The 19,904-nt window shown below is 68.1% G+C and carries 21 protein-coding genes; 18 read left to right on the top strand and 3 right to left on the bottom strand.

Going from position 1 to position 19,904, the window contains the following annotated elements; all coding sequences use genetic code 11:
• From QM569_RS08760 to QM569_RS08745, 4 genes are all read left to right on the top strand, one after another.
• Window positions 1–983 (top strand): acyl-CoA dehydrogenase family protein (locus QM569_RS08760; protein ID WP_414986850.1); only part of this gene is annotated, 983 nt, incomplete at its 5' end.
• Between the two features lie 16 nt (window positions 984–999).
• Window positions 1,000–1,662, top strand: a complete 663-nt coding sequence (gene can, locus QM569_RS08755) for a carbonate dehydratase (protein WP_414986849.1) — start codon at window positions 1,000–1,002, stop codon at window positions 1,660–1,662.
• Window positions 1,663–1,706: 44 nt separating this feature from the next.
• Window positions 1,707–2,897, top strand: a complete 1,191-nt coding sequence (locus QM569_RS08750; RefSeq protein WP_414986848.1) for an acetyl-CoA C-acyltransferase — start codon at window positions 1,707–1,709, stop codon at window positions 2,895–2,897.
• A 92-nt stretch (window positions 2,898–2,989) separates the two neighbouring features.
• Window positions 2,990–4,120 carry an acyl-CoA dehydrogenase family protein gene (locus QM569_RS08745; protein ID WP_414986847.1) on the top strand — a complete coding sequence of 377 codons (1,131 nt, stop codon included), beginning with the start codon at window positions 2,990–2,992 and terminating at the stop codon, window positions 4,118–4,120.
• A gap of 231 nt (window positions 4,121–4,351) precedes the next feature.
• On the opposite strand, the gene QM569_RS08740 is transcribed toward QM569_RS08745, so the two are convergent.
• Window positions 4,352–4,831 (bottom strand): DUF421 domain-containing protein, encoded by a 480-nt coding sequence (locus QM569_RS08740; protein WP_414986846.1) that lies wholly within the window; start codon window positions 4,829–4,831, stop codon window positions 4,352–4,354.
• A 149-nt stretch (window positions 4,832–4,980) separates the two neighbouring features.
• Here QM569_RS08740 and QM569_RS08735 point away from each other — a divergent pair, with 149 nt between their 5' ends.
• Genes QM569_RS08735 through QM569_RS08725 form a run of 3 tightly spaced genes read left to right on the top strand, consistent with a single transcriptional unit; the run spans window position 4,981 to window position 7,140 of the window.
• Complete coding sequence (locus tag QM569_RS08735; RefSeq protein WP_414986845.1) at window positions 4,981–5,415, top strand: YchJ family protein; 435 nt, start codon at window positions 4,981–4,983, stop codon at window positions 5,413–5,415.
• 45 nt (window positions 5,416–5,460) lie between these two features.
• Window positions 5,461–6,432 carry an IS30 family transposase gene (locus QM569_RS08730; RefSeq protein ID WP_414986844.1) on the top strand — a complete coding sequence of 324 codons (972 nt, stop codon included), beginning with the start codon at window positions 5,461–5,463 and terminating at the stop codon, window positions 6,430–6,432.
• Window positions 6,433–6,486: 54 nt separating this feature from the next.
• A complete protein-coding gene (locus QM569_RS08725; RefSeq protein ID WP_414986843.1) occupies window positions 6,487–7,140 on the top strand; it encodes an HAD family hydrolase in 654 nt (217 codons plus the stop codon).
• Between the two features lies 1 nt (window position 7,141).
• On the opposite strand, the gene QM569_RS08720 is transcribed toward QM569_RS08725, so the two are convergent.
• Together QM569_RS08720 and QM569_RS08715 are read right to left on the bottom strand one after the other, a co-directional pair.
• Window positions 7,142–7,810: a glutathione S-transferase family protein gene (locus QM569_RS08720; protein WP_414986842.1), complete on the bottom strand. Its 669-nt coding sequence runs from the start codon at window positions 7,808–7,810 to the stop codon at window positions 7,142–7,144.
• A gap of 52 nt (window positions 7,811–7,862) precedes the next feature.
• Complete coding sequence (locus QM569_RS08715) at window positions 7,863–8,894, bottom strand: AraC family transcriptional regulator (protein ID WP_414986841.1); 1,032 nt, start codon at window positions 8,892–8,894, stop codon at window positions 7,863–7,865.
• 112 nt (window positions 8,895–9,006) lie between these two features.
• Between QM569_RS08715 and QM569_RS08710 the strand changes: the two genes are divergently transcribed.
• The 11 genes from QM569_RS08710 to QM569_RS08660 all read left to right on the top strand — a co-directional run bounded on the left by QM569_RS08710 (window position 9,007) and on the right by QM569_RS08660 (window position 19,881).
• A complete protein-coding gene (locus tag QM569_RS08710; RefSeq protein WP_414986840.1) occupies window positions 9,007–10,614 on the top strand; it encodes a carboxyl transferase domain-containing protein in 1,608 nt (535 codons plus the stop codon).
• A gap of 16 nt (window positions 10,615–10,630) precedes the next feature.
• On the top strand, window positions 10,631–11,140 hold the full coding sequence (locus QM569_RS08705) for a DinB family protein (protein WP_414986839.1): 510 nt from the start codon (window positions 10,631–10,633) through the stop codon (window positions 11,138–11,140).
• Complete coding sequence (locus QM569_RS08700) at window positions 11,137–11,925, top strand: enoyl-CoA hydratase/isomerase family protein (protein WP_414986838.1); 789 nt, start codon at window positions 11,137–11,139, stop codon at window positions 11,923–11,925. Before QM569_RS08705 ends, QM569_RS08700 begins: the two co-directional genes overlap by 4 nt.
• 2 nt (window positions 11,926–11,927) lie before the next feature.
• On the top strand, window positions 11,928–12,647 hold the full coding sequence (locus QM569_RS08695; protein WP_414986851.1) for a DUF4126 domain-containing protein: 720 nt from the start codon (window positions 11,928–11,930) through the stop codon (window positions 12,645–12,647).
• Between the two features lie 3 nt (window positions 12,648–12,650).
• Window positions 12,651–14,657, top strand: a complete 2,007-nt coding sequence (locus QM569_RS08690) for an acetyl/propionyl/methylcrotonyl-CoA carboxylase subunit alpha (RefSeq protein ID WP_414986837.1) — start codon at window positions 12,651–12,653, stop codon at window positions 14,655–14,657.
• A 37-nt stretch (window positions 14,658–14,694) separates the two neighbouring features.
• Window positions 14,695–15,624, top strand: coding sequence for a 2-hydroxyacid dehydrogenase (locus QM569_RS08685; protein ID WP_414986836.1), 930 nt, complete (start codon window positions 14,695–14,697; stop codon window positions 15,622–15,624).
• 13 nt (window positions 15,625–15,637) lie between these two features.
• Window positions 15,638–16,546, top strand: coding sequence for a hydroxymethylglutaryl-CoA lyase (locus QM569_RS08680; RefSeq protein ID WP_414986835.1), 909 nt, complete (start codon window positions 15,638–15,640; stop codon window positions 16,544–16,546).
• Window positions 16,547–16,549: 3 nt separating this feature from the next.
• On the top strand, window positions 16,550–17,053 hold the full coding sequence (locus QM569_RS08675; RefSeq protein WP_414986834.1) for a YbaK/EbsC family protein: 504 nt from the start codon (window positions 16,550–16,552) through the stop codon (window positions 17,051–17,053).
• A complete protein-coding gene (locus QM569_RS08670; RefSeq protein WP_414986833.1) occupies window positions 17,050–17,301 on the top strand; it encodes a DUF1289 domain-containing protein in 252 nt (83 codons plus the stop codon). Before QM569_RS08675 ends, QM569_RS08670 begins: the two co-directional genes overlap by 4 nt.
• An 80-nt stretch (window positions 17,302–17,381) precedes the next feature.
• Window positions 17,382–18,035, top strand: a complete 654-nt coding sequence (locus QM569_RS08665; RefSeq protein ID WP_414986832.1) for a 2-hydroxychromene-2-carboxylate isomerase — start codon at window positions 17,382–17,384, stop codon at window positions 18,033–18,035.
• A 175-nt stretch (window positions 18,036–18,210) separates the two neighbouring features.
• Window positions 18,211–19,881: an MFS transporter gene (locus QM569_RS08660; protein WP_414986831.1), complete on the top strand. Its 1,671-nt coding sequence runs from the start codon at window positions 18,211–18,213 to the stop codon at window positions 19,879–19,881.
• Window positions 19,882–19,904 lie beyond the last annotated feature (23 nt).

Raw genomic sequence — 19,904 nt, 5'->3', positions numbered from 1 at the left:
GCGCCGCCATGGGCTACCTGGCCCACATGGTGGCGATGGAAGAAATCTCGCGCGCCAGCGCCTCGGTGGCCCTGTCCTACGGCGCGCACAGCAACCTGTGCGTGAACCAGATCAACCGCAACGGCAACGATGCGCAAAAAGCCAAATACCTGCCCAAGCTCATCAGCGGCGAGCACGTGGGCGCACTGGCGATGAGCGAGCCCGGTGCGGGTTCCGACGTGATCAGCATGAGGCTCAAGGCCGAGGACAAGGGCGGCTACTACCTGCTCAACGGCAGCAAGATGTGGATCACCAACGGCCCTGATGCAGACACGCTGGTGGTCTATGCCAAGAGCGAGCCAGAACTCGGCGCGCGCGGGGTCACGGCCTTCCTGATCGAAAAGGGCATGAAGGGCTTTTCCATCGCGCAGAAGCTCGACAAGCTGGGCATGCGCGGCAGCCACACGGGCGAGCTGGTGTTCCAGAACGTCGAAGTGCCCCTGGAGAACGTGCTCGGCCAGGTCAACGGCGGCGCCAAGGTGCTGATGAGCGGCCTGGACTACGAACGCGCCGTGCTCACGGGCGGCCCGCTGGGCATCATGCAGTCCGTCATGGACAACGTGATCCCCTACATCCACGACCGCAAGCAGTTCGGCCAGAGCATTGGCGAGTTCCAGCTCATCCAGGGCAAGGTGGCCGACATGTACACCGTGCTGCAGGCGGGCCGCTCGTTCGCCTACACGGTGGCCAAGAACCTCGACATGCTCGGCACCGAGCACGTGCGCCAGGTGCGCAAGGACTGCGCCAGCGTCATCCTGTGGTGCGCCGAAAAGGCCACCTGGATGGCGGGCGAGGGCGTGCAGATCTTTGGCGGCAACGGCTACATCAACGAATACCCGCTGGGCCGCCTGTGGCGCGATGCCAAACTCTACGAGATCGGCGCGGGTACCAGCGAAATCCGCCGCATGCTGATCGGGCGCGAGCTGTTCGCCGAGACCTGCTGATACCTGGACCATTCCCATGACCCAAGCCACGATCGAAGACCTGTTCAAGCACAACCGCGCCTGGGCGGCCCAGATGGAGCGCGAGCGCCCGGGCTTCTTCACCGCCCTCATGGCGCAGCAGAAGCCGCAGTTCATGTGGATCGGCTGCTCCGACAGCCGCGTGCCCGCCAACCAGATCACCGGGCTGGAGCCGGGCGAGGTGTTCGTCCACCGCAACATCGCCAACGTGGTCGTGCCCACCGACCTGAACTGCCTGTCCACCATCCAGTTCGCGGTGGACCAACTGCACGTCTCGCACATCATGGTCGTGGGCCACTACGGCTGCGGCGGCGTACACGCGGCGCTGAACGACGTGCGCGTGGGCCTGGCCGACAACTGGATCCACCACGTGAAGGACGTGCGCGACAAGCACCGCGATCTGATCGCCGCAGCGCCGCACGAAACGCGCCTGGACATGCTGTGCGAGCTGAACGTCATCGAGCAGGTCGTCAACATCGCGCAGACCACCGTCATGCTCGACGCCTGGGGCCGGGGCCAGCAGGTCACCCTGCATGGCTGGTGCTACGGACTGAAAGACGGCCTCATCAACGACCTGCACATGACCATCGCCGGCACCGACGGGCTGGACGCGCTCTACAAGGCCGCCGTCGCCGGAGTCGCGGCGGCTGCCCGGCAATAGCAGGGCCGCGCGCCCAACGTTTCAACCCACAAGGAGACCCCCGCATGAATACCCCGCAAGACCCCATCGTCATCGTCGGCGCCGCACGCACGCCCATGGGCGCGTTCCAGGGCGACTTTGCCGACCTCGCCGCGCACGACCTGGGCGGCGCCGCCATCCGCGCCGCCGTGCAGCGCGCGGGCATCGCCCCCGAGAAGGTGGACGAAGTGCTGTTCGGCAACTGCCTCATGGCGGGCCAGGGCCAGGCGCCCGCGCGCCAGGCGGGCTTCAAGGGCGGGCTGCCGCGCAGCACCGGCGCGGTGACGCTGTCCAAGATGTGCGGCGCGGGCATGGAAGCCACCATCCTCGCGCACGACCAGCTCGTCGCGGGCAGCCGCGACGTGATGGTCTCCGGTGGCATGGAGAGCATGACCAACGCCCCCTACCTGCTCAAGAAGGGCCGCGCGGGCTACCGCATGGGCCACGACAAGGTGTTCGACCACATGATGCTCGACGGCCTGGAGGACGCCTACGAGGCGGGCCGCAGCATGGGCACCTTCGGCGAGGACTGCGCCGCCAAGTACCAGTTCACCCGCGAGGCGCAAGACAACTTCGCCATGGCCAGCGTGCAGCGTGCGCAGGACGCTATCAAATCAGGAGCATTCCAGGCCGAGATCACCCCCGTCACCTTCACCACGCGCAAGGGCGAGGTCACCGTGGCGCAGGACGAAGGCCCGCCCAGGATCCGCGTGGACAAAGTCCCCACGCTCAAGCCCGCGTTCAAGAAGGACGGCACCATCACCGCCGCCGCCAGCTCCAGCATCAACGACGGCGCCGCCGCGCTGGTGCTGATGCGCGCGTCCACCGCCAAGGCCCTGGGCTGCAAGCCGCTGGCAAGGATCGTCGCCCACGCCACGCACGCGCAGGAGCCCGAGTGGTTCACCACCGCCCCCGTCGGCGCGACCGAGAAGGCGCTCAAGAAAGCAGGCTGGAAGGTGGACGACGTGGACCTGTGGGAGATCAACGAAGCCTTCGCCGTCGTCCCCATGGCGCTGATGCACGAGCTGAAGGTGCCGCACGACAAGGTCAACGTCAACGGCGGCGCCTGCGCCCTGGGCCACCCCATCGGCGCCAGCGGCGCGCGCATCCTCGTCACGCTGCTCTACGCCCTGCAGGCGCGCGGCCTGCGGCGCGGCCTGGCAACGCTGTGCATTGGCGGCGGCGAGGCCACGGCGATGGCGGTCGAGTTGGTTTGAATGCTATCAAAAAAAATAGCTGCTTGTGCTTGCTGGATAAGCGCTAGAGGCCAATTTTGCTCATAAATCATGATCTCGCAAGAGGCAAGAAAATGCTGCTCACACCCGACCAGGAAATGATCCGCGACGCCGTGCGCGACTTCGCGCAGACCGAGCTGTGGCCCCACGCCGCGCGCTGGGACAAGGAGCACCACTTCCCCCGGGACGCCCACCAGGGCCTGGCGCAGCTGGGCGCCTACGGCATCTGCGTACCCGAAGACCTGGGCGGCGCGGGCCTGGACTACCTCAGCCTCGCCCTGGTGCTCGAAGAAATCGCGGCGGGCGACGGCGGCACCAGCACGGCCATCAGCGTCACCAACTGCCCCGTCAACGCCATCCTCATGCGCTACGGCAATGCGCGGCAAAAGCAGCAGTGGCTGACCAAGCTGGCGCGCGGCGAGATGCTGGGCGCGTTCTGCCTGACCGAGCCGCACGTGGGCTCCGACGCATCGGCGCTGCGCACTACGGCGGTGAAGGACGGCGACGGGTACGTCATCAACGGCGTCAAGCAGTTCATCACCAGCGGCCAGAACGGCCACGTCGCCATCGTCATCGCCGTCACCGACAAGGGCGCGGGCAAGAAGGGCATGAGCGCCTTCCTCGTGCCGACGAACGCGCCCGGCTACGTGGTGGCGCGGCTCGAAGACAAGCTGGGCCAGCACAGCAGCGACACGGCGCAGATCAACTTCGACGACTGCCGCATCCCCGCCGAGAACCTGATCGGCGCGGAAGGCGAGGGCTACAAGATCGCCCTGGGCGCGCTCGAAGGCGGGCGCATCGGCATCGCGGCGCAGAGCGTGGGCATGGCACGCAGCGCGTTTGAATTCGCCCTGCAGTACGCCAAGGAGCGCGAGAGCTTCGGCACCCCCATCTTCAACCACCAGGCCGTGGGCTTTCGCCTGGCCGACTGCGCCACGCAGATCGAAGCCGCGCGCCAGCTCATCTGGCACGCGGCAGCGTTGCGCGACGCGGGCCGCCCGTGCCTGAAGGAAGCCGCCATGGCCAAGCTGTTCGCCAGCGAAATGGCCGAGCGCGTGTGCAGCGCCGCCATCCAGACCCTGGGCGGCTACGGCGTGGTCAACGACTTTCCGGTGGAGCGCATCTACCGCGACGTGCGCGTGTGCCAGATCTACGAAGGCACGAGCGACGTGCAGAAGATCATCATCCAGCGCGCGCTGGCTTGATTGCTATATAAAGAATAGCTGCTGGTGCATGCTGGATAGACGCTAGAGGCCATTTTGGCTTGATTGCACGCAACCCTACCAAAGCAGGGTGCTGGCCGTGCCGGTGGATGCGAACATCGGCGCATGAAACCCGCCCCCGTTCTCTCCTGGTTGGCGCTGTCGCCCAACGCGCGGCTGGACAACGCTCCAGCCACGGGCTTGCGCAGTGGGGCTGCCGCAGCAGGCGGGCCGTCAGCCGCCCCCGTCGCGCCGCTTGAGCACCACCGTGATCTGCCCGTTGGTCTCGATGGTGGCGCGCTCCACCTCGTGTACGTGCAGGCAGCCGCTGGCGCGCAGCGCCGCTTCCAGGTCGTCGGTGGAGAGCAGTTCCTTGCGCATCAGCGAGCTGTCCACCTGCCCGTTGCGCACCAGCACCTGCGGCGCGCCGTCCACCAGGCGGCCCAGGCGCGCCCAGCGGAAGGTCAGGTACGACAGCGCCATGTGGCAGGCGATGAGCGTGGCGGCGCTGACGAGGCCGCCGATGAGCGAGTTGTCGCCTGCGTTCATCGAGTTCTGCACCGCGTTCGACAGGATCAGCAGCAGCACCAGGTCGAACGGCGCGTACTGGCCGGTCTGGCGCCGGCCCGTCAGGCGCAGGAAGACCAGCAGGAACACATACACCACCACGCCGCGCACGGCGAACTCCCACCACGGCACGCTCATTGCCCACATCGCTGTCTCCCGCTGAAATGTTGCAGGGCACAGTATCTGCAAAAATGGCCTTTCCATTCTTTGGGAAGGACTCACACCATGCCGCGTCGCGGTTTTCATTCAGCGGGCCTGGGCGGCGCCGGTGCGCTGCTGCGGGCCGCGTTCCTGCGATGACGGACAGTGTGCCGTGCCCCTGCGGCCGCGCCGCGCCGCTGTCGGCGTGCTGCGGTCGCGCCATCGACCAGGGCCAGCCCGCGCCCGACGCGGAAAGCCTGATGCGCTCGCGCTACACCGCCTTCGTGCTGCAGCGCGCCGACTACCTGCTGGCCACCTGGCACGCCAGCACGCGCCCAGCGGCGCTGGACTTCGACGCGGGTGCGAAGTGGCTGGGGCTGGAGGTGCGCAGGCACCGCGCCACCGGCGAAGACCGGGCCGAGGTGGAGTTTGTCGCCCGCTACCGCGTGCAGGGCCGCGCCGTGCGCCTGCACGAGCGCAGCCGCTTCGTGCGCGAGGGCGGGCGCTGGTTCTACGTGGATGGCGACGATTTGAATGGGCGGTTTCAACAACGAAGTGCACATTGCAAAAAGGTAGGCCCAGACAAGTAAGCGAAGATTCCTTGTGTGTGACCTGCCAGTCAACCCAAGTGCATCATGAGCTACACCCATCTGAGCCAAAGCGAACGTTACCAAATCCAATGCCTGCATGACATGGGCCTACCCCTGACGCGGATAGCCCACCAATTGGGCCGTCACCGTGGCACCATTGCCCGCGAGATCAAGCGCAGCGGCTGCACCGGCGCCTACCGGGCTGAAGTGGCCCAGCAACAAGCCAACGCGCGCCAGCAAAACAGCAAGCGCAACGCCCAGCGCTTCTTTGAGCAGCACTGGACGCTGGTGCGCTCGTACCTTCAGCTGGAGCTATCGCCCCAACAGGTGTCGGCCCGCTTGGCGCTGGAAAAGCGCTTGCACATCAGCCATGCCTGCATCTACAACCACATCCGCTGCATGGGCGGGGCAATGCCGCCCCTGCGATGCGGCCAACGCCGTCGGCGCAAAGCGCATTCAGGCGCGGGGCAACTGACTGACCGCCTGGGCATTGCGCAGCGCCCGGCCATCGTCGAGCGCCGCTCACGCCTGGGCGATTGGGAGGGTGACACCATCGCATCGGGTTCGGGCGGCCTGGCTGGCCTGGTGACTTTGACCGAGCGGCGCTCGCGCTACACCTTGGCACAGCATGTGCAGCGCCGCCAGGCTCAACCCGTGGCAGAGGCCATCATCGAGATGCTGCGCCCTCATGAGCGCTGTCGTCACACCCTCACGCTGGACAACGGCAAGGAGTTTGCGCAACACGCCTGGGTGTGCAAACGTCTGAACACAAAGGTGTACTTCGCCGACCCGCACAGCCCTTGGCAGCGTGGACTCAACGAGAACCACAACGGCTTGTTGCGCCACTACTTCCCCAAGGGCTCTGACCTGGGCCAAGTCACTGAGCAGCAGGTTCTTGATGCCGTATACCAACTCAACCATAGACCCCGCAAATGCCTGGGGTGGAAAACCCCGCATGAGGTCTTCCATGGCTATCGGATTGCTCCGCTTACATTACCCGGTTGGCGCACTTCGTAGTTGAAACCGCCATGAAATCGGCCTCCAGCGCTTATCTGGCAAGCACAAGCAGCTATGAAATTTGAAGCAATCCTGTTCGACTGCGATGGCGTGCTGGTGGACAGTGAGCCCATCACCAACGGCGTGCTGCGCGACATGCTCGAAGAAGCGGGCTGGGCGTTGACCAGCGACGAGTGCATGCGCCTGTTCATCGGCAAGACGGTGCGCAGCGAGGCCGCGCGCATAGAGGCCCACACGGGTCGCCCGCTCACCGATGCGTGGATGGCCGCCTTCTACGCCCGGCGCAACGCCGAGCTGCAGGCGCGCCTGTTGGCCGTGGAACACGCCGTCGCCACCGTCGAGCGCGTGCATGCGCACCACGGCGGGCGCATCGCCTGCGCCTCGGGGGCCGACCGGCAGAAGGTGGAGATGCAGCTTGCCAAGGTGGGCCTGGCGCCGTATTTCGCGGGCCGCATCTTCAGCGGCCACGAGATGCCCGCCAGCAAGCCCGCGCCCGACGTGTACCTGGCGGCTGCCGCGGCATTGCAGGCCGCGCCCGCGCGCTGCGCGGTGGTGGAGGACACGGTGACGGGCGTCATGGCGGGCGTGGCGGCGGGCGCCACGGTGTTCGCCTATGCGCCGCTGGGCGACGGCGCCCCGCTGCGCGCCGCCGGGGCCGCGCACGTGTTTGGCAGCATGGCGGAGCTGCCCGCGCTGCTGGGCTGCTGAATCAAGGCCGGGTGTCCGGCGCGGGCGTGGTGGGCACGCCCTGCGCCAGCGCCGCCGCGTGCTGCGCCGCCATGGCGCGCTGGTAGGCCGGGCGCTGCTGCAGCCGCTGCCAGTAGGCGGCGGTGGCGGGGCCGAACTGCGGCTCCAGCCCCAGGTGCCGCGCCAGCAGCAGGGCGTAGCCCACGGCCGCGTCGGCGGCGGTGAAGCGGCCCGCGCACAGGTACTCGGCCTGCGCGGCCTGGGCCTCGACGGCGCGCAGGCGGGCCAGGAACCAGCGGCGGTAGTCCTCCACCACCTGGGGCTGCTGGCGCTCGGCGGGCTCGAAGTGGGTGTAGCGCAGCACCAGGGTTTGCGGAAAGGTCAGCGTGGCGTCGCTCATGTGCAGCCAGTTCAGGTAGGCGCCAAAGGCGGCCTCGCCCGGCGGCACGTCCAGGCCCGCCTCGGGGTGCAGCGCCGCGAGGTACTGGCACATGGCGGCGGATTCGGTCATGCGAACGCCGCCATGCACCAGCAGCGGCACGGTGCCCAGCGGGTTCTGCTGCAGGAACTCGCGCGCCAGCGCGCGGGGCGGGAAGGGCAGCATGTGGAGCTGGTAGGGCAGCCCGGTTTCTTCGAGCATCCACAGGGGGCGCAAGGAGCGGGCGCTGACGCAGTGGTACAGGTGGATCATGTCCGCCAGTGTAGGAATCGGCGCGCGCAAAGGGTGCCAGCGGGGTTGCGGATCACGCCATGCGCGCCTGCCGCCGGAACTCGGCGGGCGATTGCCCCGTCCAGCCCCGGAAGGCGCGGATGAAGCTCTTTTCGTTCACGAAGCCCGCCGCCTCGGCCACCTGCTTGATGGGGCGTTCGGTGCGGTGCAGCAGCTCCACGGCGCGGGCATGGCGCACCTCGTCCTTCAGGCCCTGCAGCGTGGCGCCTTCTTCCTTGAGCTGGCGGTGCAGCGTGCGCGGCGACAGGTGCAGCAGCGCGGCCAGCGACTCGGCGCCGTGCTGCGGCAGCGGGCCGGCGCCGGGAGCGCCCCGCAGCAGCTGGCGCACGCGCTGCACCAGCAGGCGGTCGCGGCGGTACTGCAGCACCGTGAGCGGCAGGGCGTGTTGCAGCATCTGGCGCAGCGCGGCCTCGTCGCGCCGCAGGGGCAGGGCGAGGTAGCGCGCATCGAAGTGCAGCGCCGTGCGCGCCGCGCCGAAGGTGACGGGGCCACGGAACAGCACCGCGTAGGCATCGGCGTGCGGCGGCGCGGCGAAGGCGAACTCCGCCGCCGCGAGCGGGATGCGCGAGTCCACCAGCCAGCAGGCCAGCCCGTGCGCGTTGCGCAGCACCGAGACCAGGCAGAACTCGCGCAGCTGGCCCAGGTCGCGCGCCTCGGTGATGGCCAGGGTGGCGGTGCCGCCTTCGGTGGACAGGGCGAGCGCGATGTCGTCCGCCAGCAGCCCGTGGTGCCTGCACCAGCGCGCCAGCGCCACGCCCAGGTGCGGCGAGCTGATGGACGCGCGCGCCAGCATGCCGTAGCTGCCCCAGGGCAGGCGGCGGCTGAACCAGCCCAGGGCCTCGTCGTCCAGCTCCTGCATGGCGCTGCCAGAGACGCGCTCCATCTGCCAGGCGGTGATGCGGGCGCGGTCGTCGTGCAGCAGCTGCGGCGCAATCTGTGCCTGGGCCAGCGCGTGCAGGGGGCTCAGGCCCCGACGCTCGTAGGCCAGCGCAATGGCGCGCACGAAGGCTATGGGGGTGACGGCGGGCGGGCTGGGGTTTCTCACGGTGCGTAGTGTGGCCTGCGCATGGCACGATTTGCAACCATTGTGGCAAGCGCTAACGGGGCGGCGATCCTATGCTTGCCGTTCAACACAGGGGCATTCAGGGGCTATTTGCATGACCATTCTCGACACCCAGCTCAACGCCCGCTCGGCGGACTTTCTGGCCAACGCCACGGCCATGCGCGCGCTGGTGGATGACCTGCGCGCCCAGCTCGACAAGATCGCCCAGGGCGGCGGCGAGGCCGCCCGCGCCAAGCACACCGCGCGCGGCAAGCTGCTGCCGCGCGAGCGCGTGCAGATGCTGCTGGACCCGGGCACGCCGTTCCTGGAGCTGGCGCCGCTGGCCGCGCTCAACATGTACAACAACGACGCGCCCGGCGCGGGCGTCATCGCCGGTATTGGCCGGGTGAGCGGCGTAGACTGCATGATCGTGTGCAACGACGCCACGGTGAAGGGCGGCACCTACTACCCCGTGTCCGTCAAGAAGCACCTGCGCGCGCAGGAGGTGGCGCAGCAGAACCACCTGCCCTGCATCTACCTGGTGGACTCGGGCGGCGCCAACCTGCCCAACCAGGACGAGGTCTTCCCGGACCGCGACCACTTCGGCCGCATCTTCTACAACCAGGCCCACATGAGCGCCATGGGCATCGCGCAGATCGCCGTGGTCATGGGCAGTTGCACGGCGGGCGGCGCCTACGTGCCCGCGATGAGCGACGAGTCCATCATCGTCAAGAACCAGGGCACCATTTTCCTGGGCGGCCCGCCGCTGGTGAAGGCCGCCACGGGCGAGGTCGTCACGGCGGAGGACCTGGGTGGCGGCGACATACACACGCGCCTGTCCGGCGTGGCCGACCACCTGGCGCAGAACGACCTGCACGCGCTGCAGCTGGCGCGCACGGCGGTGGCGAATTTGAATAAAAAAAGGGCTCCAGCGCTTACTGACAAAGCGCCAGTAGCTCCTAATTTTGCAGCACAAGAGCTGTACGGCGTGATCCCCGTGGACACGCGCAAGCCCTTCGACGTGCGCGAGATCATCGCCCGCATCGTGGACGGCAGCGAGTTCGACGAGTTCAAGGCCCGCTACGGCACCACCCTGGTCACGGGCTTTGCGCGCATCGAGGGCATGCAGGTCGGCATCATCGCCAACAACGGCATCCTGTTTTCCGAATCCGCCCTGAAGGGCGCGCACTTCATCGAGCTGTGCTGCCAGCGCAAGGTGCCGCTGGTGTTCCTGCAGAACATCACCGGCTTCATGGTGGGCCGCAAGTACGAGAACGAGGGCATCGCGCGCAACGGCGCCAAGATGGTCACGGCGGTGGCGACAGCCAGCGTGCCCAAGTTCACCATCATCATCGGCGGCAGCTTTGGCGCGGGCAACTACGGCATGTGCGGTCGGGCGTACTCGCCGCGCTTCCTGTGGATGTGGCCCAACGCGCGCATCAGCGTCATGGGCGGCGAGCAGGCCGCCAGCGTGCTCGCCACCGTCAAGCGCGACGGCATCGAGGCCAAGGGAGGCCAATGGAGCGCCGAGGAAGAAGAAGCCTTCAAGGCCCCCATCCGCCGCCAGTACGAGGACCAAGGCCACCCCTACTACGCCACGGCGCGCCTGTGGGACGACGGCGTGATCGACCCCGCCGACACCCGCCGCGTGCTGGCGCTGGGGCTGGCGGCCACGCGCAATGCGCCGATCGAGGAAACGAAATTCGGCGTGTTTCGGATGTAGTTTGGGGAGGCATGGCATGGACGCAGTGGCCCACTTCACCTCGCTCGCGCGCTACAACGCGTGGGCCACGGCACGCCTGCTCAACGCGGTGCATGCCGTGGATGAAGCAGACTACCGCCGCGACGCGGGCCTGTTCTTCCATAGCATCCACGGCACGCTCAACCACCTGCTGGTGGGCGAGCACCACCTTTGGTATGTGCGCTTTGCCGAAGGCACCTCGCCGCGCGTGGCGCTGGATGCCGAGATGGAGGTTGACCGCGAGCGGCTGGCGGCCCGCCTGCGCGAGGGCGCGGCGCGTTGGGAGCCCTTGATCGCCACCATCCCTGCGGAGCGCTGGGCCGGAGCGCTCGACTACACCACCATGCGCGGCACGGCGGCCTCGCTGCCCTTTGCCGCCACGCTGGCCCACGTGTTCAACCACGGCACGCACCATCGCGGCCAGATCACGGCGGCGTTGACCGCGCTGGGCCAGCCCTGCCCGGTGCTGGATTTCGTCTATTACCTGCAAGACCCATCGCAGCCATGACAGCACAAAACCTCTCCATCACCCAGTCCGGCGCGGTGGCGCGCATCACGCTCACCCAGCCCGAGGTGCGCAACGCCTTCAGCGATGAGGTCATCGCCGAAATCACTGCCGCCTTCCAGGACGTGGGCGCGCGCCCTGACGTGCGCGCCGTGGTGCTGGCCGCCGAAGGCCCGGCCTTCTGCGCGGGCGCCAACCTGAACTGGATGCGCCGCATGGCCGACTACACGCGAGACGAGAACGTCGCGGACGCAGGCAAGCTGGCCGAGATGCTGCGCGTGATCTACGAATGCGAGAAGCCCACGATCGCCCGCGTGCAGGGCGACGTGTACGCGGGCGGCATGGGCCTGGTGGCCGCGTGCGACATGGCGGTGGCGGTGGACACGGCGGGCTTCTGCCTGAGCGAAGTGAAGCTGGGCCTGATCCCCGCCACCATCAGCCCCTACGTGATCCGCGCCATGGGCGCGCGTGCGGCGCACCGCTACTTTCTCACCGCAGAGCGCTTTGGCGCGGCAGAGGCGCTGCGCATCGGCTTCGTGCATGACGTGGTGCCGTCCGAGCAACTGGACGCCAAGGTGGACGAATGGCTCAAGGCCCTGACCAGTGCCAGCCCCAATGCCGTGCGCGCCTGCAAGAAGCTGGTGATCGACGTGGCCGAGCGTGAGATCAACGACGCGCTGATTGCCGCCACGGTGCAAGGCATTGCCGACATCCGCGCCAGCGACGAGGGCAAGGAAGGCGTGCAGTCGTTCCTCCACAAGCGCAAGCCCGCGTGGCTGCCCCACTGACCATGGACGCGCTCTGGCTCCAGATCGTGCAGTGGCTCCACACCCTGGGGCTGCACGTTGACGCCGACACCGCCCGCACCGTGGCCCAGGGCGCGGCCCGGGCCACGGCGCAGCTCGACATGCCCGGCCTGCTGGCCCTGGCCGCCGCGCTGGGCTGGGCCAGCGGCTTTCGGCTGTATGCGGTGGTGTTCCTCGTCGGGATGATGGGTGTGGCGGGCTGGATCGCGCTGCCGCCCGGCCTGGCGGTGCTGCAAAACCCTGCCGTGCTCGTCGCCAGCGGCTGCATGCTGCTGGTCGAATTCTTTGCCGACAAGGTGCCGTGGCTGGACAGCGCCTGGGACGCGGTGCATGCCTTCATCCGCGTACCTGCCGGTGCCGTGCTGGCTGCTGGCGTGTTCGGCGCCGACAACGCTGCCATGGCCGTGGTGGCGGGGCTGCTGGGCGGCTCGCTCTCGGCCACCGCGCTGGCCACCAAGATGACCACGCGCGCGGCGGCCAACACATCGCCCGAGCCGTTCTCCAACTGGGGGCTGTCGTTCTTTGAGGACGGCCTCGTCGTGGCCGTGGTCTGGCTGGCCACGCAGCACCCCGTGGCCTTTGGCATCGCCCTGGTGGTCATGCTCATCGTGTCGGCGCTGTTGCTGGTGGTGCTGTTCAAGTTTCTGCGCGCCGTGCTGCGGCGCATTTCCTCTCTCGTTTCCGGCTCTGCCAAGGTGGCTTGAAAAATGTTCAACAAAATCCTCATCGCCAACCGTGGCGAGATCGCTTGCCGCGTTGCCGCCACCGCCCGCCGCCTGGGCGTGAAGACCGTCGCCGTCTATTCCGACGCCGATGCGCAGGCCAGGCACGTGGCCGTCTGCGACGAGGCCGTCCACATCGGCGGCAGCGCGCCCAAGGACAGCTATCTGCGCTGGGAGCGCATCCTCGACGCCGCCAAACAGACGGGCGCAGAGGCTATCCACCCCGGCTACGGCTTCCTGTCCGAGAACGAAGACTTCGCCCAGGCGTGCGCCGATGCGGGCCTGGTCTTCATTGGCCCGCCGCCATCGGCCATCAAGGACATGGGGCTCAAGGCCGAGGCCAAGCAGCTCATGGAAAAGGCGGGCGTGCCCCTGGTGCCCGGCTACCACGGCAGCGACCAGGCCCCGGCCCTGCTGCAACGCGAGGCCGACCGCATCGGCTACCCCGTGCTCATCAAGGCCAGCGCGGGCGGCGGCGGCAAGGGCATGCGCGCGGTGGAGCGCAGCGAGGACTTCGCGGCGGCGCTGGAGTCGTGCAAGCGCGAGGCCATCAACAGCTTTGGCGACGACGCGGTGCTGGTCGAGAAATACGTGCAGCGCCCGCGCCACATCGAAATCCAGGTGTTCGGCGACACGCACGGCAACTGCGTCTATCTGTTCGAGCGCGACTGCTCCGTGCAGCGCCGCCACCAGAAGGTGCTGGAAGAAGCCCCGGCCCCCGGCATGACGCCCGCGCTGCGCCAGCAAATGGGCGAGGCCGCCGTGGCCGCCGCCAAGGCCGTGAACTACGTGGGCGCGGGCACGGTGGAGTTCATCGTGGAGCAGCCGGGCGGCTACGAGCGGCCCGACCAGATGAAGTTCTACTTCATGGAAATGAACACCCGCCTGCAGGTGGAGCACCCCGTGACCGAGGCCATCACCGGCCTGGACCTGGTGGAATGGCAACTGCGCGTGGCCTCGGGCGATCCGCTGCCGCTCAGGCAGGAAGACCTGCGCATTGCGGGCCACGCCATCGAGGCGCGCATCTGCGCCGAGAACCCCGACAACAACTTCCTGCCCGCCACGGGCACGCTGGGCGTGTATGCGCTGCCCGACTGCGTGGCGTTTGAACGTGGCCCCGTGCGTGTGGATTCCGGCGTGCGCCAGGGCGATGCCATCAGCCCCTTCTACGACTCCATGGTCGCCAAGCTCATCGTGCATGGCGACACGCGCGAGCAGGCGCTGGCGCGGCTGGATGATGCCTTGGCGCAGACCCACATCGTGGGCTTGGCCACCAACGTGCAGTTCCTGCGCCTGGTGGCGCGCACGGGCGCTTTCGCGCAAGCGCAACTCGACACCGCCTTGATCCAGCGCGAGCAGGCCGCGCTGTTCCACCAGGAGCGCGTGGGCCTGCCTTTGGCTGCTGCCGCCGCCGTCGCCCGCACGCTGCTGCAGGAGCGCGCCAGCGAGGGCGCAGACCCGTTCAGCCGCCGCGACGGCTTCCACTCGCACGGCGTGGTGCAGCGCCGCTTCGAGTTCGAGTTCGGCGGCGAGCACGCCAAGGCCGTGCTGACCTACGAGCGCGGCGGCAGCCTGCATCTGGCCGTTGGCGACGTGGCGGGCCCGCTGACTTTTGCGCCCGCAGGCCAGGGCATCGAGCTGCAGTTCGCAGGCCAGCGCACCCGCGCCGCCGTGTACACGCAAGGCGAGGTGGACCACGTCTTCACCCCCCAGGGCGCAACGCAGATCACGGCGCTGGACTTGCTCGCCCACGCAGGCGAAACGGCAGCCGAAGGCGGGCGCCTGACCGCGCCCATGCCCGGCAAGGTCGTCTCGTTTGCCGTGAAGGCGGGCGACAAGGTCGCCAAGGGCCAGCCGCTGGCCGTGATGGAAGCCATGAAGATGGAGCACACCATCGCTGCGCCAGCAGACGGCGTGGTGGCCGAGCTGCTCTACGCGCCCGGCGACCAGGTGACCGAAGGGGCCGAACTGCTCAGGCTTTCCGCCGCGTGACAGCGGCCCGGCGCAAGGCGCGGTACGCTCGGGCGTCATGAAAGTCACCTTTTGCTGCACCGGCGTCAAGGCCGATCCTTGGCTGCAAGGGCTGTCCGCCGTCTTGCCCGGCGCTGACGTTGCGCAGTGGCAGCCCGGCGCGCCGCAGGCCGACTACGCCGTGGTCTGGGCGCCGCCCCAGCAGTTCATCGACGAGCAGGCGGGCTTGAAAGCCTTGTTCAACATCGGCGCGGGCGTGGATGGCCTGCTGCGGCTGCGCCTGCCGTCCACGGTCACCGTGGTGCGGCTCGACGATGCGGGCATGGCCGTGCAGATGGCCGAGTACGTGTGCCATGCGGTGATCCGCCACTTCCGCGAGTTCGATGGCTACGAGGCCGACGTGCAGGCCGGGCGCTGGGGCTACCGCAAGCCGCGCCTGCGAAGCGACTACCCCGTGGGCGTCATGGGCCTGGGCGTGCTGGGCCAGCGCGTGGCGCGGGCGCTGGCGCAGTTCGAGTTTCCGGTGAACGGCTGGAGCCGCACGCCCCGCGCGCTGGACGGCGTGCGCGGCTTCAGCGGCAGCGAGGGCTTTCACGATTTTCTGGCCGCGAGCCGCGTGCTGGTCAACCTGCTGCCGCTCACGACGGAGACGCACAACATCATGAACCGCGACACGCTGGCGCGCCTGATGCCCGGCGCTTACGTCATCAACGTGGCGCGGGGCGCGCACCTGGTGGACGAAGACCTGCTCGCACTGATCGCCAGCGGCCACGTGGCGGGCGCCACGCTCGACGTGTTCCGCACCGAGCCGCTGCCCGCGGGCCATCCGTTCTGGAGCCACCCCCAGGTCACCATCACGCCCCACACCTCGGCCCGCACGCTGCGCGAGGAAAGCATTGCGCAGATCGCGGGCAAGATCGCCCGGCTGCATGCGGGCGAGCCGATTGCGAACATTCCCGGCCTGGTCGATCCAGTGCGCGGGTACTAGAAATGGAGACCCCATGAGCCTTCCCACCCAAGTCAAGCTCGTCGATGTAGGCCCGCGCGACGGGCTGCAGAACGAAAAATCCCCCGTACCCGCCGAGGTCAAGATCGGCCTCGTCCACCGCCTGCAGGACGCGGGCCTGAAGGAGATCGAGGTCACCAGCTACGTCAGCCCCAAGTGGGTGCCGCAGATGGCCGACAACCACGAGGTGATGCAGGGCCTGAGCCGCCAAAGCGGCGTGCGCTACTCGGTGCTCACGCCCAACATGAAGGGCTACGAGGCGGCGGTGTTGGACAAGCCCGACGAGATCGTGGTCTTCGGCTCCGCCAGCGAGGCGTTCAGCCAGAAGAACATCAACTGCTCCATCGCGGAGAGCATCGAGCGCTTCGCGCCCGTGGTCGAGGCCGCGCGCGCGGCGGGCATCTATGTGCGCGGGGCCATGAGCTGCACGGTGGGCTGCCCCTACGAGGGCGAGGTCGCACCCGAGCGCGTGGCTTACCTCGCGGGGCTGATGAAGCAGATTGGCGTGCAGCACATCGGCGTGGCCGACACCATCGGCGTGGGCACGCCGCGCAAGGTGCAGTGTGCCGTGGAGGCGACGTTGCAGCACTTCGATTTGAACGACGTTTCGGGCCACTTCCACGACACCTACGGCCAGGCGCTGGCCAATACGCTGGCGTCGCTGGAGCTGGGCGTGTGGCAGTTCGACACCTCGGTGGCGGGCCTGGGCGGCTGCCCTTATGCCAAGGGCGCCACGGGCAACGTGGCGACGGAGGACGTGGTCTATATGCTGCACGGCATGGGCATCGAGACCGGCATCGACCTGGACAAGCTCATCGACGCGGGCCAGTACATCAGCGACTTTCTGGGGCGCAAGCCCAATTCCCGCGCCGCCACGGCGTTGCTGAACAAACGGGCGGGCTGAACCATGTGTGGCGCGGAACTGAAGAACCTGCCCGAGGGCGTGCAGCGCGTGGCCGCCGCCCTGCAGGCCAAGGGCCATCCGCATGCACCCGTGATGCTCGACGACGCGGCGCGCACGGCTAGCCAAGCGGCGGACGTACTGGGCGTGGCCGTGGGGCAGATCGCCAAGAGCATCATCTTCCGCCGCAAGAGCGACGACGCGGCGGTGCTCGTCATCACCTCGGGCGACCGGCGCGTGGATGAGAAGAAGGTCGATGCCATCGTGGGCAAGACGGGCCGGGCCGACGCGGACTTCGTCAAGGCCAGGACGGGCTTCACCATCGGCGGCGTCTCGCCCATCGCGCATGCCACGCCGCCCGTCACGCTGATCGACCGCGAGCTGTTCCGCTTCGACACCATCTGGGCTGCGGCGGGCCACCCGCACGGCGTGTTCCAGCTGCGCCCGCAGGACCTGGAAGCGCTCACACACGCGCCTGTGGCCGACGTGGCACAGGCCCCCACCGCATGAATGCTTCTGAATTGATAGCTGCTCGTGCTTGTCAGATAAGCGCTAGAGGCCATTTTGACCATAAAAACCTGGAGCCCGTGCCCTCGCCCTGCATCTCGGTGTGCCGCATGTCGCCCGACCGCAGCCACTGCGAGGGGTGCTTTCGCACGCTGGACGAAATCCGCCTCTGGTCCCGTGCCGACAGTGCGCTGCGCCGCGCCATCTGGTCGGCGCTGCTGCAGCGCGCGGGTATCGATACACCCCCCTGAGCCGCTTCGCGGCGGCCCTCGCCTGGGCCGCGCCAGTTTTATCCGCGGTGGATAGCCGCGCACTGCCATGGAGAGCTGAAATGAAGCAGATCACCTTCTACCTGGACTTCGTCTCGCCCTACGCCTGGCTGGCCTTCGAGCGCCTGCCCGAGGCGCTGGCGGGCCTGAGCTACCACGTGGCCTACAAGCCCGTGCTGCTGGGCGCGTTGCTGCAGCAGCAGAACAACCCGGGGCCCGCAGGCATTCCGCCAAAGCGGGAATGGACCTACCGCCACGTCACCTGGCTGGGCCATGCCCAGGGCACGCCGCTGCAGATGCCCGCGCGCCACCCCTTCAACCCGCTGCCGCTGCTGCGCCTGGCGCTGGCCTGCAGCGACGATGGCTGCATCAACCGCTTCACGGCAGGCGCCGTGCTGCGCCACGTGTGGGTGGGCGGGCACGACGCGCTGGACGCGGCGCGGCTGGCCGAGCTGTCCGCGCAACTGGCCGAGCAACTGCGCCCGGGGCAGGACGCGAACGCCGAGCACCCCAAGGCCCTGCTGCGCGCCAACACCGAGGCCGCGCAGTCGGCGGGCGTGTTCGGCGTGCCCATGTTCGCGGTGGACGGCAAGCTGTTCTGGGGCCTGGACGGCCTGCCCATGCTGCGCGCCTATCTGGAGGGCGACGCATGGTTCGACGGCGCCGATTGGGACGCCGCGCGTCAGCTTCCGTCGGGCCTGCCGCCCAGACTCTGAGCGTTTTCCGGATATTGAAACCCCCGCTGCGGGTTTCACCCTAAGTTGTCAGGGGCCGGTCAGTTTGGTGCAAGCCTGTGTTGGTTTCGTGTCAGAACGTGGTCAGTGCCATCTCCAAGAATGCGTGCAGCCCGCCATAGCGCGGTGTGCATAAACCCAACAGGAGACATACACCATGGCCACCCATCCCGCACCGCGGCCGATGACCGCCGAAGAAAAGAAGGTCATCTTCGCTTCGTCGCTCGGCACCGTTTTCGAGTGGTACGACTTTTACCTGTACGGCTCGCTCGCAGCCGTTATCGCCAAGCAGTTCTTCAGCGGCCTGGATGCGGGCGCGGCCTTCATCTTCGCGCTGCTGGCCTTTGCGGCGGGCTTCCTGGTGCGGCCCTTCGGCGCCATCGTGTTCGGCCGCCTGGGCGACATGATCGGGCGCAAGTACACCTTCCTGGTCACCATCCTGATCATGGGCCTGTCCACCTTCATCGTGGGCCTGCTGCCCAGCTACGCCACCATCGGCGTGGCGGCGCCCATCATCCTGATCGCGCTGCGCATGCTGCAGGGCCTGGCCCTGGGCGGCGAGTACGGCGGTGCCGCCACCTACGTGGCCGAGCATGCGCCGCACGGCAAGCGCGGCGCCTACACCTCGTGGATCCAGACCACGGCCACGCTGGGCCTGTTCCTGTCGCTGCTGGTGATCCTGGGCGTGCGCGTGGGCTTTGGCGAGGAGGCTTTCGCGGCCTGGGCCTGGCGCATTCCGTTCCTGGTGTCCATCCTGCTGCTGGCCGTCTCGGTGTGGATCCGCCTGTCGCTGTCCGAATCGCCCGCCTTCCAGAAGATGAAGGCCGAGGGCAAGACTTCCAAGGCCCCGCTGTCCGAGTCCTTCGGCGAGTGGAAGAACCTGAAGATCGTCATCCTGGCGCTGCTGGGCCTGACGGCCGGCCAGGCCGTGGTCTGGTACTCGGGCCAGTTCTACGCGCTGTTCTTCCTGACCGCGCAGCTCAAGGTGGACGCCACCACGGCCAACCTGCTGATCGCCGCTGCGCTGCTGATCGGCACGCCCTTCTTCGTGGTGTTCGGCACGCTGTCGGACAAGATCGGCCGCAAGCCCATCATCATGGCGGGCTGCCTGCTGGCCGTGGTGACCTACTTCCCGGTCTTCAAGGCGCTGACCGAAGCCGCCAACCCCGACCTGGCCAAGGCCCAGGCCACCGCCGCCGTCACCGTGACGGCCGACCCGGCCACCTGCTCCTTCCAGGGCAACCCCGTGGCGCGCGAGATCGACTTCAAGAGCTCGTGCGACATCGCCAAGCGCTACCTGGTGCAGAACTCGGTGAGCTATGAGAACGTGGCAGGCCCTGCTGGCAGCCCCGCCATGGTGAAGATCGGCGACAAGAGCGTCTCCGCGCCCACCGGCAACGTGGTCAACCACAAGTTCGACGAGGACTCCGCCAAGGCCATCGCCGCCTTCAAGAAGGAAGTGGCCGAAGACCTGAAGGCCGCGGGCTACCCCGCCAAGGCCGACCCCGCGAAGATGAACAAGGTCATGATGGTCGTCCTGCTGACCTACCTGGTGATCCTGGTGACCATGGTCTATGGCCCCATCGCCGCCATGCTGGTGGAGCTGTTCCCCACGCGCATCCGCTACACCTCCATGTCCCTGCCGTACCACATCGGCAACGGCTGGTTCGGCGGCCTGCTGCCCACCACGGCGTTCGCCATCGTGGCCTCCACCGGCAACATGTACAACGGCCTGTGGTACCCCATCATCATCGCGGGCATGACGCTGGTGATCGGCACGCTGTTCATCCGCGAAACCAAGGACGTGGACATCTACGCCAACGACTGACGGCAACGCCGCCGCGGCCAGTG

Origin of the sequence: Acidovorax sp. (assembly GCF_047607405.1) — a bacterium.
In the GTDB taxonomy this organism is placed as follows: domain Bacteria; phylum Pseudomonadota; class Gammaproteobacteria; order Burkholderiales; family Burkholderiaceae_C; genus Acidovorax.
Note: the sequence above shows the minus strand (reverse complement) of the source record. Positions and strands in the feature narration are given on the sequence as shown.